The 15,087-nt window shown below is 38.8% G+C and carries 13 protein-coding genes; 12 read left to right on the plus strand and 1 reads right to left on the minus strand.

What is annotated here, in order from left to right; all coding sequences use genetic code 11:
* Positions 1–35 precede the first annotated feature (35 nt).
* On the minus strand, positions 36–4,481 hold the full coding sequence (locus A4V03_RS08495) for a translocation/assembly module TamB domain-containing protein (protein ID WP_065538562.1): 4,446 nt from the start codon (positions 4,479–4,481) through the stop codon (positions 36–38).
* A gap of 200 nt (positions 4,482–4,681) precedes the next feature.
* Between A4V03_RS08495 and tsaD the strand changes: the two genes are divergently transcribed.
* The 12 genes from tsaD (at position 4,682) to A4V03_RS08555 (ending at position 15,040) form a co-directional block, all read left to right on the plus strand.
* On the plus strand, positions 4,682–5,701 hold the full coding sequence (tsaD, locus tag A4V03_RS08500; RefSeq protein WP_065538563.1) for a tRNA (adenosine(37)-N6)-threonylcarbamoyltransferase complex transferase subunit TsaD: 1,020 nt from the start codon (positions 4,682–4,684) through the stop codon (positions 5,699–5,701).
* Positions 5,702–5,746: 45 nt separating this feature from the next.
* Positions 5,747–6,979 (plus strand): competence/damage-inducible protein A, encoded by a 1,233-nt coding sequence (locus tag A4V03_RS08505; RefSeq protein ID WP_065538564.1) that lies wholly within the window; start codon positions 5,747–5,749, stop codon positions 6,977–6,979.
* Between the two features lie 122 nt (positions 6,980–7,101).
* Entirely contained in the window at positions 7,102–7,362 is a 261-nt protein-coding gene (gene rpmB, locus A4V03_RS08510; protein WP_004314359.1) for a 50S ribosomal protein L28, read from the plus strand.
* Positions 7,363–7,383: 21 nt separating this feature from the next.
* The gene (rpmG, locus tag A4V03_RS08515; protein ID WP_002560155.1) at positions 7,384–7,572 is read left to right on the plus strand and encodes a 50S ribosomal protein L33; all 189 of its coding nucleotides are present in this window, start codon (positions 7,384–7,386) and stop codon (positions 7,570–7,572) included.
* A gap of 17 nt (positions 7,573–7,589) precedes the next feature.
* A complete protein-coding gene (locus A4V03_RS08520) occupies positions 7,590–7,748 on the plus strand; it encodes a DUF4295 domain-containing protein (RefSeq protein ID WP_004295982.1) in 159 nt (52 codons plus the stop codon).
* A gap of 138 nt (positions 7,749–7,886) precedes the next feature.
* Positions 7,887–8,846 (plus strand): signal recognition particle-docking protein FtsY, encoded by a 960-nt coding sequence (ftsY, locus tag A4V03_RS08525; RefSeq protein WP_065538565.1) that lies wholly within the window; start codon positions 7,887–7,889, stop codon positions 8,844–8,846.
* On the plus strand, positions 8,843–10,153 hold the full coding sequence (gene rimO / locus A4V03_RS08530; protein WP_065538566.1) for a 30S ribosomal protein S12 methylthiotransferase RimO: 1,311 nt from the start codon (positions 8,843–8,845) through the stop codon (positions 10,151–10,153). Before ftsY ends, rimO begins: the two co-directional genes overlap by 4 nt.
* Positions 10,146–10,418, plus strand: a complete 273-nt coding sequence (locus tag A4V03_RS08535; protein WP_065538567.1) for an HU family DNA-binding protein — start codon at positions 10,146–10,148, stop codon at positions 10,416–10,418. Before rimO ends, A4V03_RS08535 begins: the two co-directional genes overlap by 8 nt.
* A 13-nt stretch (positions 10,419–10,431) precedes the next feature.
* Complete coding sequence (locus A4V03_RS08540) at positions 10,432–11,766, plus strand: HU family DNA-binding protein (RefSeq protein ID WP_065538568.1); 1,335 nt, start codon at positions 10,432–10,434, stop codon at positions 11,764–11,766.
* A 238-nt stretch (positions 11,767–12,004) separates the two neighbouring features.
* Positions 12,005–13,000: an AAA family ATPase gene (locus A4V03_RS08545; protein ID WP_065538569.1), complete on the plus strand. Its 996-nt coding sequence runs from the start codon at positions 12,005–12,007 to the stop codon at positions 12,998–13,000.
* An 82-nt stretch (positions 13,001–13,082) separates the two neighbouring features.
* The gene (locus tag A4V03_RS08550; protein WP_065538570.1) at positions 13,083–13,952 is read left to right on the plus strand and encodes a DUF58 domain-containing protein; all 870 of its coding nucleotides are present in this window, start codon (positions 13,083–13,085) and stop codon (positions 13,950–13,952) included.
* Complete coding sequence (locus A4V03_RS08555; protein ID WP_065538571.1) at positions 13,952–15,040, plus strand: hypothetical protein; 1,089 nt, start codon at positions 13,952–13,954, stop codon at positions 15,038–15,040. The genes A4V03_RS08550 and A4V03_RS08555 overlap by 1 nt, the downstream gene beginning before the upstream one ends.
* Positions 15,041–15,087 lie beyond the last annotated feature (47 nt).

The following is a 15,087-nucleotide window of genomic DNA, read 5'->3' on the forward strand; positions in this document are numbered from 1 at the left end:
AAACTTTCATACAAACTCAAAGAGAAATGAAAAAATCACTGCGCACGCAGCCTTTTTAATTCTGACTTTGCTGCATTATCATTTCCGATACTATCTGTCTGTTGTTTGTTCTTTTCTTCCAGTTTCCGTTTATTGCGTAGCTTCCATTTATTCCAAAAGAACAGTTCGCTCCATTTATTGAAATCTTTCTTATACATAATACCTACACCTTGTGTAGTCAAGTTCGTTTTCGTATAGTAACGATCATTCGTCTCATTATACGCTTTTAAACGAATATCTCCCGAGCGGTTAATCAGCCATTCCGCTTCAAAGTCCCCAACAAAATTCGTATTCGCCATAGGATTGTCCCGATAGCCGAAGTTTCCATTAATCAACAATCTGTTATTCAATAATTGACCGGACAAAATACCTTCCACTTCCATATCCGTCCAACCTTTATCCCCCGTACTCAAGTTTGTTCCAATATTCCAATTATTTGTTTCAAAAACCTGTGATAAGGCGTTGTTTAGCTGACCGGAAAGGGTAGAAGAGAGTACCGATGACATCACATTGGAATTTTGATTATTATTCCGGGCATCTTCTGTATAGAACTTACCGATACCTAACAAATAAAGAATCTGCATGTTCATCTGCTCTTCCGTACTGATATAATTGCGTACCAATGTCTGCACCTCATCTCTTTCATTCGGAAGTTCGATACCTAGTTTAATAGTCGGGCGTACCAATATTCCACTTAGATTCATAATACAATTTACCCGCACATTAGGTTGTTGTATAATGACCGAAGCATCGGGTATCAAATCATTCAAAGAAGCGGAGTTTACAGTATATGAGGCTTGTATATCCATATTGGCATCCAAAGGAGTACCATTGAAAGTTATCGTACTTCCATCTTTGATCACAAAATCCTTGCGAATGACTTCTTGCAAACTAAACTTATATATCCCTTGAGTAATTCTATAATTACCGAACATCTTCACATCGCCTTTATTATAGAATTCAGTCCGGATATTTCCTGTACCCCTTCCACTGATATAATCTCCGGCAACCGGATCCATGATAATTCGCATAGTAGCATCGGGTGTTGCATCCACCAGTATATTCAAACGGATATCGGTCTCTTGTTCCTCTGTCTCCGCCTGGCGTTTCTGCTGTATCTGGTCATAGTAAGAGATGATTTGAACAGAATCTTGAATTGTGCGACGGGGAGTTTTATCCACAAACTTAATAAACTGATTGCTGGTAGCCGATGCTACACTACCATTTATATAGGTGAAGATTGTATTCCGGTTGGTAGTCATGGCAGCATTTACTTCCAATCCTTGAACAGCATTTCCGGAAAGCAATACATTGCCCGTACCATATACCGTACCATAGAAAGGCATATCGGGAGACTCCTTCGTATTCATCACAAGCATATTATTAGCTTGTATCTCAAAACGATAATTCAAGTTCTTAAAATGTTGAAAATGCAAATATCCATTTATTCTCCCGGTATGCCCTTCCATATCAGAGATATACATATTATTAAATGTCAATCCGGTAGGAGCTAGGTGAATCGTATCCTTAACTGCAAAATGAGTATTCAATATATCAAATTTCATGGAAGCGTCCGTCATGACTGCACCATCCAAATTCAATCCCTTGAATTTTCCATAGAAATGTACCTTTCCAGTTCCCCGACCTTTTATATCGGTAGCAATAGACTTCATATAATATTCAAGAAACTTCAAGTTCAGTCCATTCGCTTCAATATTCAAGTCAAGTCCACTCTCAGGTTTTAACGGGTAAATAATACCGGTGACACGTGATGGGGCAGGAGTTATGTCTTGAATAGATGCATCCAGGCGAATACCTCTATTTTCATTATCCCATTCACCATATATATCCAGGTCGCCCAAACGTCCTTCGTTAAGAGAGAAATTCTTCACGAACAAGCGAGTATTCATTACAGGCTTTTTTAGCACACCGCTTGCGTAAGCTGTTCCCGTAGCGTCACCTTCAAAGTTTACATCATCAGAGATACTTGCAATATCAAATACATATCCCATATTAATGTCCTTCAAATCGACTTTAACCGTATCTTGGGGATTATCGGAGAGACGCCCGTTGATACGCACATAGCGATCCTGATGACTAAAATAGAAATTATTCACGTCAACCTTTCCTGAGTCTACTATGACTTGCGAGGGATGAACCTTCCAAAGGGTATCATTTAAAATAATATCTGTTGGCTTCACATCCACCATTGCTTTCAACAGCGGCTTTTCTCCTTCGGTACGCAAGAATTTGGCTACGGCAGCCAATTGTCCGCTATATGTTACTGCCGCACTGTTCCCCCAATTTAAAGTCGTACTGACATTATCGTCTTTCGCTTGCGCATCCAATGAAAGATTCACTGCTCCTTTCTTTTTCAAACTGGTTAAACGAACCCGCGCACAAATATGGTCTGCCGGATTTTCACATAGAATCATACCAGACTCTATATAGTTATTCTTATATTGCAAACGCGGAAAATATCCTTCCATGCGCAAACGCTGCATAGGATCATTAAAATACCCCTTCAAAGTAGAATGAGTATATACTGTTAGTGGAATATCAAAAATAGTAGATAAGATATCTGTATTATATATATGAATATCAAACAGAAAATTATTATGTGTTTCAATCGGCTTTTTGGGGGGCAATATCAGAGAAGGAGTATACTTCCTCATGATATTCAGAATACTGGTAGGCAACGTATGGTATTGGAATTTTCCTTCTACGCTTGCTGTCAGAAACTCGGAAGTCAGTCGTAGTTGATTCTCGTTATTTTGCCTTGTTGCCCGAATATTCATATTTTTCATGAAATACTTTTTATCCAGAGCTGTGAACCTCAAACTGTCTACATTAATTTCTCCAATCATCTCATCCACAGCCCCACCCGTAAAATTGGCTTTCAATTTCAAGGAAAATTCCGAATCCGGATACTTGGTAGTAAGATTCAGGTCATTTGGCCGCACCTTGTCAATTACCGCAAGAAAATTAAAGGTCGGAACTTTGGAAGCGACATTAACGTCTCCATTCAAATAAATGGAACCATTCGGGTCATCCAATGCGATCTTACCATTAAATCCGCCTCGTTTATATTCGCCATCCAGCGTTATATTCTCATATCTATATCTGCTATAATCTATAGAGGCAATCAATCCTTTTAATTCAACAACTGGAAGTCGGTCTGTAATGTGCCGGCTATGCACATCGAGATTGAACGTGATTTCTCCCAACTGCTCATTAGCCAATAGCTCCCCAAGTTTAAAATCTTCTGTTTTTACTGCACCGGAGTAAGCAAATAGTCCTTTACTCTTATCCGTACTTAACTTCAAGTCAGTCTTTACATTTCCCAAACTAGTACGCAATTGTCCATATGTGACCAGGTCTGTAAAATACCCGGAAATTTCCCCCCGGAAGTTAACATCACCCAATCGTTCAAGGACAGGAGGAACTCCATTATAATTGTGACTCAAATTACGCACTAAGAAGCCGACTCCACGAGTGTTGGCCGAAAGCTCGGAAAGTGTTCCATATACATACGCATCTTGTGGACGCGACAAGCCCTGAAGTGACACATCTCCTCGCAGACGAAACTGGCGGTCGTCGGCCGTAATTTCCAAATGCGAACAAGTCAACTGGTCCACAGTTCCCTGCACTTCCATATCCAATGTCACCGGTTCCTTGAAATGCGATAGGACAGGAACAAAAGGAGAAATATCTTTTAGAATAACTTGCGATGGCAAAGTACGGAAAGAAAAATGCACTTGTTCTGTAAAACGGTCAAAAGCTTTCAAACTATCATACTCTAAACGAATAGTATCCAGCTTGAGAAATGTTTCAGGCAACTCTATTGTAAAATTATCAATGTTTGTCTGCTTGTTATTGGCAACCAATTTCAAACTCATTTTCTTCAAAGAAAAGCCGGATGCCTTTTCATCAAGGCTCAATCGCTTGATTCCTAAATTCAAAGAGTCCTTATTTAAGGCTTTCAGCGATATATTGGCTATGATATTTTGAAGCTGAATATGCTTGGCATTAAATTTTCCCGGTGTTTCCTGTTCCGATAACACATGATAGGACATCCTTCCACGACGAATCAGGATGGAGTTAATTCGTAAATCAAGTGAATTTTCTTTCTTTACTGTATCTTTGGAAGCAAAAGCATCTAAAACAAATTTAAAATTAGGAGGAGACTCTGGAGTTTCTTTCCGGAGATCGATATTAAATCCGAAGAGTTGAACACTGCTAACGGATATCTTTCCTTTAAAAAAAGGCATAATATCAAACTTGGCAGATAAACGAGTGACTTTGAGCATTTCCTGACCACTTTGATCGTCAAGCAATACATCATCAATAATAATACGGTTCAATAGACCGATATTAATTCTACCAATCACTATCTTTGTGTTTAAAACTTCGGAAAGTTCTTTAGCCACAAATACACTCATTGTTTGCTGAATGCTTGGTATATTCAGCAAAACAATAGTCCCGATATATACTCCTAGTACAATACCAACTACCCAGCGTACAGTCTTTTTCAGCGTTCTGATATGCGATAACTTTTATTTTGCGAACAAAAATATAAAATAGTTCGTTACGAATCGTAGTTTTATGATTACTTTTGCACCGTTTAATAGTTTAAATACTTATGAGTGCAATAATTTTAGGAATTGAATCTTCCTGTGACGATACATCGGCAGCTGTAATTAAGGATGGTTATCTGCTGTCAAATGTGGTATCAAGTCAAGCCGTACATGAAGCATACGGCGGAGTAGTACCCGAGTTGGCTTCACGGGCACACCAACAAAACATCGTACCGGTAGTGCATGAAGCATTAAAACGTGCTGGTGTCACCAAAGAAGGATTGAGCGCAGTAGCTTTCACTCGTGGTCCAGGATTAATGGGTTCTTTGCTTGTCGGAGTCTCCTTTGCAAAAGGATTTGCCCGTTCTTTGAATATTCCAATGATTGATGTTAACCACTTGACTGGTCACGTTTTAGCTCATTTTATTAAAGCAGAAGGAGAAGAAGAGAGACAACCCGTTTTCCCATTTCTTTGCTTGCTGGTATCTGGAGGAAATTCACAAATCATACTGGTAAAAGCCTATAATGATATGGAGATCCTTGGACAAACTATTGATGATGCCGCAGGTGAAGCAATTGATAAATGTTCTAAAGTGATGGGACTTGGCTATCCGGGTGGACCAATTATTGACAAATTAGCACGCCAGGGAAATCCGAAAGCTTTTACATTTAGCAAACCGCATATTCCCGGTTTAGATTACAGTTTCAGCGGATTGAAAACTTCCTTTTTATATTCATTACGCGACTGGCTAAAAGATGATCCGGATTTTATAGAGCACCATAAAGTGGACCTTGCAGCATCATTGGAAGCTACTATAGTGGACATTCTGATGGGCAAATTACGGAAAGCTGCCAAAGAATATAGAATTAATGAAATAGCAGTAGCCGGAGGAGTATCCGCAAATAACGGACTACGCAATGCTTTCCGGGAACACGCCGAGAAATATGGTTGGAATATTTTCATCCCTAAATTCAGTTATACTACCGATAATGCAGCAATGATTGCCATTACCGGATATTTCAAATACCTGAATAAGGACTTTTGTTCTATTGATCTTCCGGCTTATTCCCGGGTGACATTATAATAATAAGCATACCTTATATATAATAATAGGATAAAACTAAGAAGTATGTTTGCCGAAATAATAACCATTGGCGATGAACTGCTGATAGGACAGGTTGTCGATACTAATTCTGCCTGGATGGGGCAGGAATTAAATAAAATAGGTATTGAAGTTCTTCGTATTGTTTCTATCCGTGACCGGGAAGAAGAGATCATGGAAGCGATTGATAATGCGATGGAAAGGGTGAATATTGTTTTAGTAACCGGAGGACTCGGACCTACCAAAGACGATATTACCAAACAGACTTTATGTAAATACTTCCATACGGAACTGGTTTTCAACGAAGAAGTATTCGAAAACGTAAAACGGGTACTGGCAGGAAAAATACCAATGAATGCACTCAATAAAAGCCAGGCAATGGTCCCAAAAGATTGCATGGTAATAAATAACCCTGTGGGAAGTGCTTCTGTCAGTTGGTTCGAAAGGGATGGCAAGGTACTTGTTTCCATGCCGGGCGTTCCACAAGAAATGATTGCTGTGATGACAGAAAGCGTGTTACCTAAGTTGCACGCTAGGTTTCAAACGGATGTTATTATGCATCAAACATTTCTTGTACAACACTATCCGGAATCTGTATTAGCCGAAAAGTTAGAATCGTGGGAGAACGCTTTACCGGAATGTATTAAATTGGCATATCTACCCAAATTTGGTATTATCCGTCTTAGACTGACAGGACGAGGACAAAACAGAGAAGAAGTAAAAGTTCTTCTTGAACGTGAGAAGTTAAAATTAGAGGAAATACTTGGCGAAGATATTTTCAGTGAAGAAGATACGCCATTAGAGGTTATAGTCGGTGAGCTTTTAAAAAAGAAGAAATTGACCGTTTCCACCGCAGAAAGTTGTACTGGAGGCAGTATTGCCACACGGTTGACTTCCATTGCCGGCAGTTCTGAATATTTTAATGGAAGTGTAGTGGCCTACTCTAATGAAGTGAAAATGGAGATTTTGCACGTTTCCTCCGAAACTTTGGAACGACATGGAGCTGTCAGTGAGGAAACTGTGATTGAAATGGTAAAAGGTGCGATGAAAACATTAAAAACAGATTGCGCTGTTGCTACTTCAGGGATAGCAGGCCCCGGAGGTGGTACTCCAAAAAAGCCGGTAGGAACTGTTTGGATAGCTGCTGGTTATAAAAACGAAATTCATACTTACAAGCAGGAAACAAACCGCGGAAGAAGCATGAACATTGAAAGAGCTGGCAATAACGCCCTATTAATGCTCCGTGATTTACTCAAATAAAGAAAAATAGGTGCCTGAAAGTGAATTATTTTAAGAAATTCTTGTTTTATACGGATAAAAGTGCTTACTTTGCGTCCTGTTTGAAATAAGTATAGATATAAAACTATAAAAATAAGATAGAAATGTCGAAGATTTGTCAAATTACCGGAAAGAAAGCCATGATTGGCAACAATGTTTCACACTCAAAGAGAAGAACTAAAAGAACCTTTGATTTGAACTTGTTTAACAAAAAGTTCTATTATGTAGAACAGGATTGTTGGATCAGCCTTAGCCTTTGCGCTAACGGGTTGCGTATTATCAACAAAAAAGGACTGGATGCTGCGCTGACTGAAGCTGTGGCTAAAGGTTATTGTGATTGGAAAAGCATTAAAGTAATCGGCTAAACGTAGAGGAGAAAACTTACAATGGCAAAGAAAGCAAAAGGTAACAGAGTACAAGTGATTCTGGAATGTACAGAACACAAAGACAGTGGAATGCCGGGAACATCTCGTTATATCACAACTAAGAACAGAAAGAATACTACAGAAAGACTTGAGTTGAAAAAATACAACCCAATTCTGAAGAGAGTAACAGTACACAAGGAAATTAAATAATAAAAGTAGTATAACCCATGGCAAAGAAAACAGTAGCAAGTTTGCACGAAGGTTCTAAAGAAGGTCGTGCTTATACCAAGGTTATCAAAATGGTAAAATCTCCGAAAACTGGAGCATACGTTTTTGATGAACAAATGGTTCCGAACGAAAAAGTACAAGACTTTTTCAAAAAATAATAGAAATAGCATATACGCTATAACTGCAAAATCCCCTCATTGGCGAACGATGAGGGGATTTTTTATTGCTTCTTTTTTTACTTTTCCAATCCTTTGTTATATCTTTGTAGCAAATGTATTATACAAACAAGTGTCAATATGGGATTTTTTAGTTTTTTTTCAAAGGAAAAGAAGGAAACTTTAGATAAAGGATTATCTAAAACCAAAGAGAGCGTATTCAGTAAAATTGCTCGTGCTGTGGCTGGTAAGTCAAAAGTAGACGATGAAGTATTAGATAATCTAGAAGAAGTGCTGATCACATCTGACGTAGGTGTAGAAACAACTTTAAATATTATCAAACGCATCGAGAAACGCGCTGCGGCAGATAAGTATGTAAATACCCAGGAGTTGAATCTTATATTACGTGACGAAATAGCAGCTTTGCTTACTGAAAACAACTCGGATGATGTAGCTGATTTTGACGTACCCACCACAAGGAAACCTTATGTAATTATGGTTGTGGGAGTGAATGGAGTAGGGAAGACTACAACTATCGGCAAGCTGGCTTATCAATTCAAAAAAGCAGGCAAATCGGTTTATCTGGGAGCTGCCGATACTTTCCGCGCTGCAGCCGTAGAACAATTAATGATTTGGGGAGAGCGGGTCGAGGTTCCTGTTGTCAAACAAAAAATGGGAGCGGATCCTGCATCTGTGGCTTACGACACTCTTAGTTCTGCCGTTGCCAATAACGCAGATGTGGTTATTATCGATACAGCTGGTCGCCTGCATAATAAGGTGGGCTTGATGAACGAGCTGACCAAAATCAAGAATGTAATGAAAAAGGTTGTACCCGATGCGCCAGATGAAGTTTTATTGGTATTGGACGGTTCCACCGGACAAAATGCATTTGAACAGGCCAAACAATTCACTTTGGCAACCGAAGTAACCGCTATGGCTATCACTAAACTTGACGGAACTGCTAAAGGCGGTGTTGTGATCGGCATTTCCGATCAATTCAAGATTCCTGTTAAATATATCGGGTTAGGTGAAGGTATGGAAGACCTGCAGGTATTCCGTAAAAATGAATTCGTTGATTCCTTGTTTGGAGAGAACGCATGAAAAGAAAGAGAATAGATATTATCACTTTAGGATGCTCTAAAAATTTGGTTGACTCTGAGCAGTTAATGCGCCAATTGGAAGAAGTCGGATACAGCGTAACCCATGATACCGAAAACCCGCAAGGAGAAATTGCAGTAATCAATACATGCGGCTTTATTGGTGATGCCAAAGAGGAGTCTATAAACATGATTCTGGAGTTTGCTGAAAGAAAGGAAGAAGGGGATTTAAAGAGACTTTTCGTAATGGGTTGTCTTTCCGAACGTTATCTGAAGGAATTGGCTGTTGAGATACCACAAGTAGATAAATTTTATGGCAAGTTCAACTGGAAGGAGCTTTTACAAGATTTAGGAAAGGTCTATCATGATGAGTTGTATATCGAACGGACATTGACAACTCCCCAGCATTATGCTTACCTGAAAATTTCAGAAGGGTGTGACCGCAAATGTTCTTATTGTGCCATTCCCATTATCACAGGACGCCATATCTCCAAACCGATAGAGGAAATTTTGGACGAAGTACGATATCTAGTATCGCAAGGCGTGAAAGAATTTCAGGTGATCGCCCAGGAATTGACTTATTATGGGATCGATCGGTACAAGAAACAAATGCTTCCGGAATTGATTGAACGTATTTCCGATATCCCTGGCGTGGAATGGATTCGGTTGCATTATGCCTATCCGGCACATTTTCCAACGGATTTATTCCGGGTTATGCGTGAACGCGATAATGTATGTAAATATATGGATATTGCTCTTCAGCATATCAGTGACAATATGTTGCAATTAATGCGTCGGCAAGTGAGCAAAGAGGATACTTACCGACTGATTGAGCAATTTCGTAAGGAAGTGCCTGGTATTCACCTGCGAACAACTTTAATGGTGGGGCATCCCGGAGAAACCGAAGAAGATTTCGAAGAGCTTAAAGAGTTTGTGCGCAAAGTACGTTTTGATCGGATGGGAGCTTTTACATATTCCGAAGAAGAGGGAACTTATGCTGCAGGAGCATACAAAGACTCTATTCCACAAGAGGTTAAACAAGCCAGACTTGATGAATTGATGGATATCCAACAAGGTATTTCGGCTGAATTGAGTGCAGCAAAAATTGGTAAACAGATAAAAATTATCATCGACCGTTTGGAAGGAGATTATTATATTGGACGAACAGAATTTGATTCACCGGAAGTAGATCCGGAAGTGCTGGTTAATCGTTCAGAGAGAGAACTTAAGATCGGAGAGTTTTATCAGGTAGAAGTGACGAATGCAGACGATTTTGATTTATATGCAAAGATTATAAATGACTATGAATAATAAGGAATTTACATCCGAGCTAGCGGAAAGATTGGGATACACAATCAAGGATACTTCCGAATTGATGAGTTCTTTGTTGTCCTGCATGACACAAGAATTAGAAGAAGGTAATGTGATTGCAGTTCAAGGATTCGGCTCTTTTGAAGTAAAAAAGAAAGCGGAACGAATTTCAATCAACCCAGCAAGCAAACAACGCATGTTGGTTCCACCCAAATTAGTACTATCTTATAGACCTAGCAATACATTGAAAGATAAGTTTAAATAAATAATCTCCCGTTATGAATGAAAGACTAACAATTCAAGACCTTACTGACTTATTGGCAGCCAAACATAGCATGACCAAGAAAGACGCCGAAGCGTTTGTTAAAGAGTTTTTTCTCTTGATAGAACAAGCTTTGGAGAATGAGAAGACTGTAAAAATCAAAGGATTGGGAACTTTCAAACTTATTGATGTAGATAGCCGGGAAAGTGTCAATGTCAACACAGGAGAACGTTTCCAGATAAAGGGGCATACGAAAGTCTCATTTTCTCCAGATACAAATCTAAGAGATACAATAAATAAACCTTTTGCACACTTTGAGACTGTTGTATTGAATGAAAATACAATTCTGGAAGATACTCCGATAGAAGATACAGAGGAAGAAGAAGTTGAAGAAGAAACGTCAGCACAAACTGTATTGAATGAGGTTGGTGAGGGTACAGCCCTCCTTGTAACAGAGGAATATGAAAGCACTGATGATGAACTTTCAGAAGAAGAGTTGATTCAGGAAGAGCAAATAACTGCTCAACCATCTGTGAAAGATTCCATTGAGGAATCTGTTATCATAGAGAATGTATCTACGGTAGAAGAATCTATTGAACCATCCTCTCATGTAGGGCTTAAAGAGACCAGCACAGAAACTGATATCGAAGAAAAAGTCGAACAGCTGAAAGATGAAGAAGTCCCGGAAGAGGAAGTCGCAATTGCAGAACAAGAACCAGCAGTACCTATAATACCTTCTGCTAAAAAAGAAACGATAAAACCGGTCAAATTAGAACAAGTATCCCAACCAACTTCTAAAAAAACAGCTTCAGTAAAGGAAAAATCTCCTATACCTTATTTAATAGCTGTTATTGTAATTGTTTTGTTATTATGTGGAGGTGTTATCCTGTTTATTTATTACCCAGATTTATTTTCTTCTTCACCTGACAAGAATGCACTGGATATGCCACCTATAACAACTCAACCAGTTCAACCGGAAACACAACTTTCCGATACAATTGAACAGAAGGATACCATAAAAGAAATAACACCTGATGCGCCTAAAGTTGTTACGCCCACATCACCTGTTGCTCAAAAAGAAGGAACTGTTCCTGCCAAAGCAGAACCTCAGCCAGCTCCACGGCAACCCGCTACATCTGTTTATTTGGATTCAGCATCTTATAAAATTACAGGAACCAAAACGAAATATACAATCAAAGAAGGAGAAACTTTGACTAAAGTTTCCTTGCGTTTTTATGGTACAAAAGCAATGTGGCCATACATCGTGAAGCACAATCCGAAGGCTATTAAGAACCCCAATAACGTACCATACGGCACAATAATCGAAATACCGGAACTTACAAAAGAATAAATAGCAATAATCCATTCACCCGATCATGCAAATCCTGTATTGATCGGGTGAAATGTTATGGATGTACAAAAGCGTATGAAAGTACCTTAATCTAAAGATTTCACATTGTTTTTTAATAAAAATTAGTTGCAATCGTTAATTATATGGCGTACTTTTGAAGGCAAAATAAGAAGCCTTGCAACATAGGAAAGGCTTACATAAAATAAAAGGGATTTAAATAATAAAATATTAAGTATTTATGGCTGAATCAATTGATATCCGCGAGCTAAATGAGCGGATTGAAAGACAAAGTGCTTTCGTTACCAATCTTACGACAGGGATGGACCAAATCATTGTTGGTCAGAAACATTTGGTTGAATCACTGCTTATCGGATTACTTTCCGATGGTCACGTTCTTTTGGAAGGTGTGCCTGGTTTGGCGAAGACTTTGGCTATTAAAACACTCGCTTCTCTGATTGATGCGAAGTATAGCCGTATCCAGTTTACGCCGGATTTATTGCCTGCCGACGTTATTGGTACAATGGTTTACAGTCAGAAAGATGAATCTTTTAAAGTGCAGCGAGGACCAATTTTCGCAAACTTTGTATTAGCAGATGAAATCAACCGTGCTCCTGCTAAAGTACAGAGTGCTTTACTGGAAGCAATGCAGGAACGTCAGGTTACTATTGGTAAAGAAACATTCACATTGCCGGAACCTTTCCTTGTACTGGCTACTCAGAACCCTATCGAACAAGAAGGTACTTACCCGCTTCCTGAAGCACAAGTTGACCGTTTCATGCTGAAAGTTGTCATTGATTATCCGAAGCTGGAAGAAGAAAAACTGATTATTCGCCAAAATATCAATGGTGAGAAGTTTAGTGTGAAGCCTATTCTCAAAGCGGACGAAATTATTGAAGCACGTAAAGTTGTTCGTCAAGTGTATTTGGATGAGAAGATTGAACGTTATATTGTAGATATTGTATTTGCAACCCGTTTTCCTGAAAAGTATGATCTCAAGGAACTGAAAGATATGATCGGATTCGGAGGTTCACCTCGTGCATCTATCAATCTGGCTTTGGCTGCTCGTACGTATGCATTTATCAAGCGTCGCGGTTACGTAATTCCGGAAGATGTACGCGCTGTAGCACATGATGTTCTCCGCCATCGTATTGGATTGACATACGAAGCTGAAGCTAATAATATGACTTCGGACGAAATCATCAGTAAGATTCTGAATAAGGTTGAAGTGCCCTAATTTGTAGTTATAATATAGTCAATAAGTAGTCATTAAATCTATACATGACTACTTAACTACTTACTACTTAACTACTGTATAAATGGAAACAAGTGAAATACTAAAAAAAGTTCGCCAAATTGAAATAAAGACACGAGGATTGTCTAACAATATCTTTGCAGGCCAATATCATTCGGCTTTCAAGGGTAGGGGTATGTCATTTTCGGAAGTTCGTGAATATCAATTCGGTGATGATATACGTGACATAGACTGGAATGTGACTGCGCGCTTTAATAAACCTTATGTGAAAGTGTTTGAAGAAGAACGCGAACTGACAGTTATGTTAATGGTCGATGTTTCCGGAAGTTTGGAATTTGGTACGATCAAGCAGTTGAAGAAAGATATGGTAACGGAAATCGCTGCCACGCTTGCTTTCTCTGCTATCCAGAACAATGATAAAATTGGTGTGATTTTCTTTTCAGACCGGATAGAAAAGTTTATTCCTCCCAAAAAAGGACGTAAGCATATCTTATATATTATCCGTGAATTGATTGATTTTCAGCCGGAAAGCCGTCGTACAAATATTCGTCTTGCCTTAGAATATTTGACAAACGTGATGAAAAGACGTTGCACCGCATTTATCTTATCAGACTTTATTGATCAGGACAGCTTTAAGAATGCACTGACCATTGCTAATAGAAAACATGATGTAGTAGCATTACAAGTGTACGACAGGAGGGTTAGTGAGCTTCCCCCAGTAGGACTGATGCGAATCAAAGATGCGGAAACTGGACATGAACAATGGATTGATACCTCTTCCAAAGCTGTACGCCGGGCACATCGTGACTGGTGGATACAAAAGCAGACTGAACTTAACGATACTTTTACTAAAAGTAACGTGGATGCTGTATCTGTCAGAACCGATCAGGATTACGTAAAGGCATTGTTGAATTTATTTGCCAAACGAAATTAATGGAATCAAAGATGAATAGAAATATTATTCTGATAGCATTATTAGCTCTATTGTCTGTAGGCAAAGCAGCAGCACAGTCTGTCACGGTAGAAGCAAAAATTGATTCATTGCAGATACTGATTGGCGAACAGGCGAAAGTGCAATTGCAAGTAGCCATGGATGCTAAACAGCGTGCTATTTTTCCTACTTACACTGATACATTGGTAAGAGGTGTGGAAATTATAGAAACAGTCAAACCGGATACTCAATTTTTGAATGATCGCCAACGAATGTTGATTACTCAAGAATACATTATCACTTCCTTTGATTCTGCTCTATATTATCTACCACCAATGCCAGTTACCGTAGATGATAAAGTATATAAATCCAAAGCTTTGGCATTGAAAGTATATTCGATGCCGGTTGATACATTACATCCGGACCAGTTTTTTGGGCAGAAACCTGTGATGAAAGCTCCTTTTGCGTGGGAAGATTGGTATGGATTGCTTGCTTGTTCATTCCTGGCTTTACCTTTGCTTGGTTTATTAATCTATCTCATTATTCGTATACGTGATAATAAACCTATTATCCGTAAAATAAAAGTTGAACCTAAATTGCCGCCACATCAGGCTGCAATGAAAGAGATAGAACGTATCAAAGCAGAGAAGGTTTGGCAGAAAGGGCAACCGAAGGAATATTATACCGAACTTACCGATACCATTCGTACATATATTAAGGATCGTTTCGGATTTAATGCATTGGAAATGACTTCTTCTGAAATAATCAATCAGTTACTGGAAATGAATGATAAAGAGGCCATATCAGACCTAAAACTATTGTTCCAGACTGCTGATTTAGTGAAGTTCGCCAAGCATAATCCTCAGATGAATGAAAATGATGCCAATTTGATTAATGCCATTGATTTTATCAATGAGACCAAACAACCAGAAGAGGAAAATCAGAAAACGCAGCCAACGGAAATCACTGTTATTGAGAAACGCTCTTTACGCGTTAAAGCTATGCTGATTTGTGGAATTGCATTGTTATCAGCAGCATTGATCGGTACCTTTATATATATAGGTCTACAGTTATACAATCTTTTTGTATAAAGGATGTATAGCTTAATACTAAATAGTAAACTGTTAAATCATAAATA

Source organism: Bacteroides caecimuris (assembly GCF_001688725.2).
Lineage (GTDB): Bacteria > Bacteroidota > Bacteroidia > Bacteroidales > Bacteroidaceae > Bacteroides > Bacteroides caecimuris.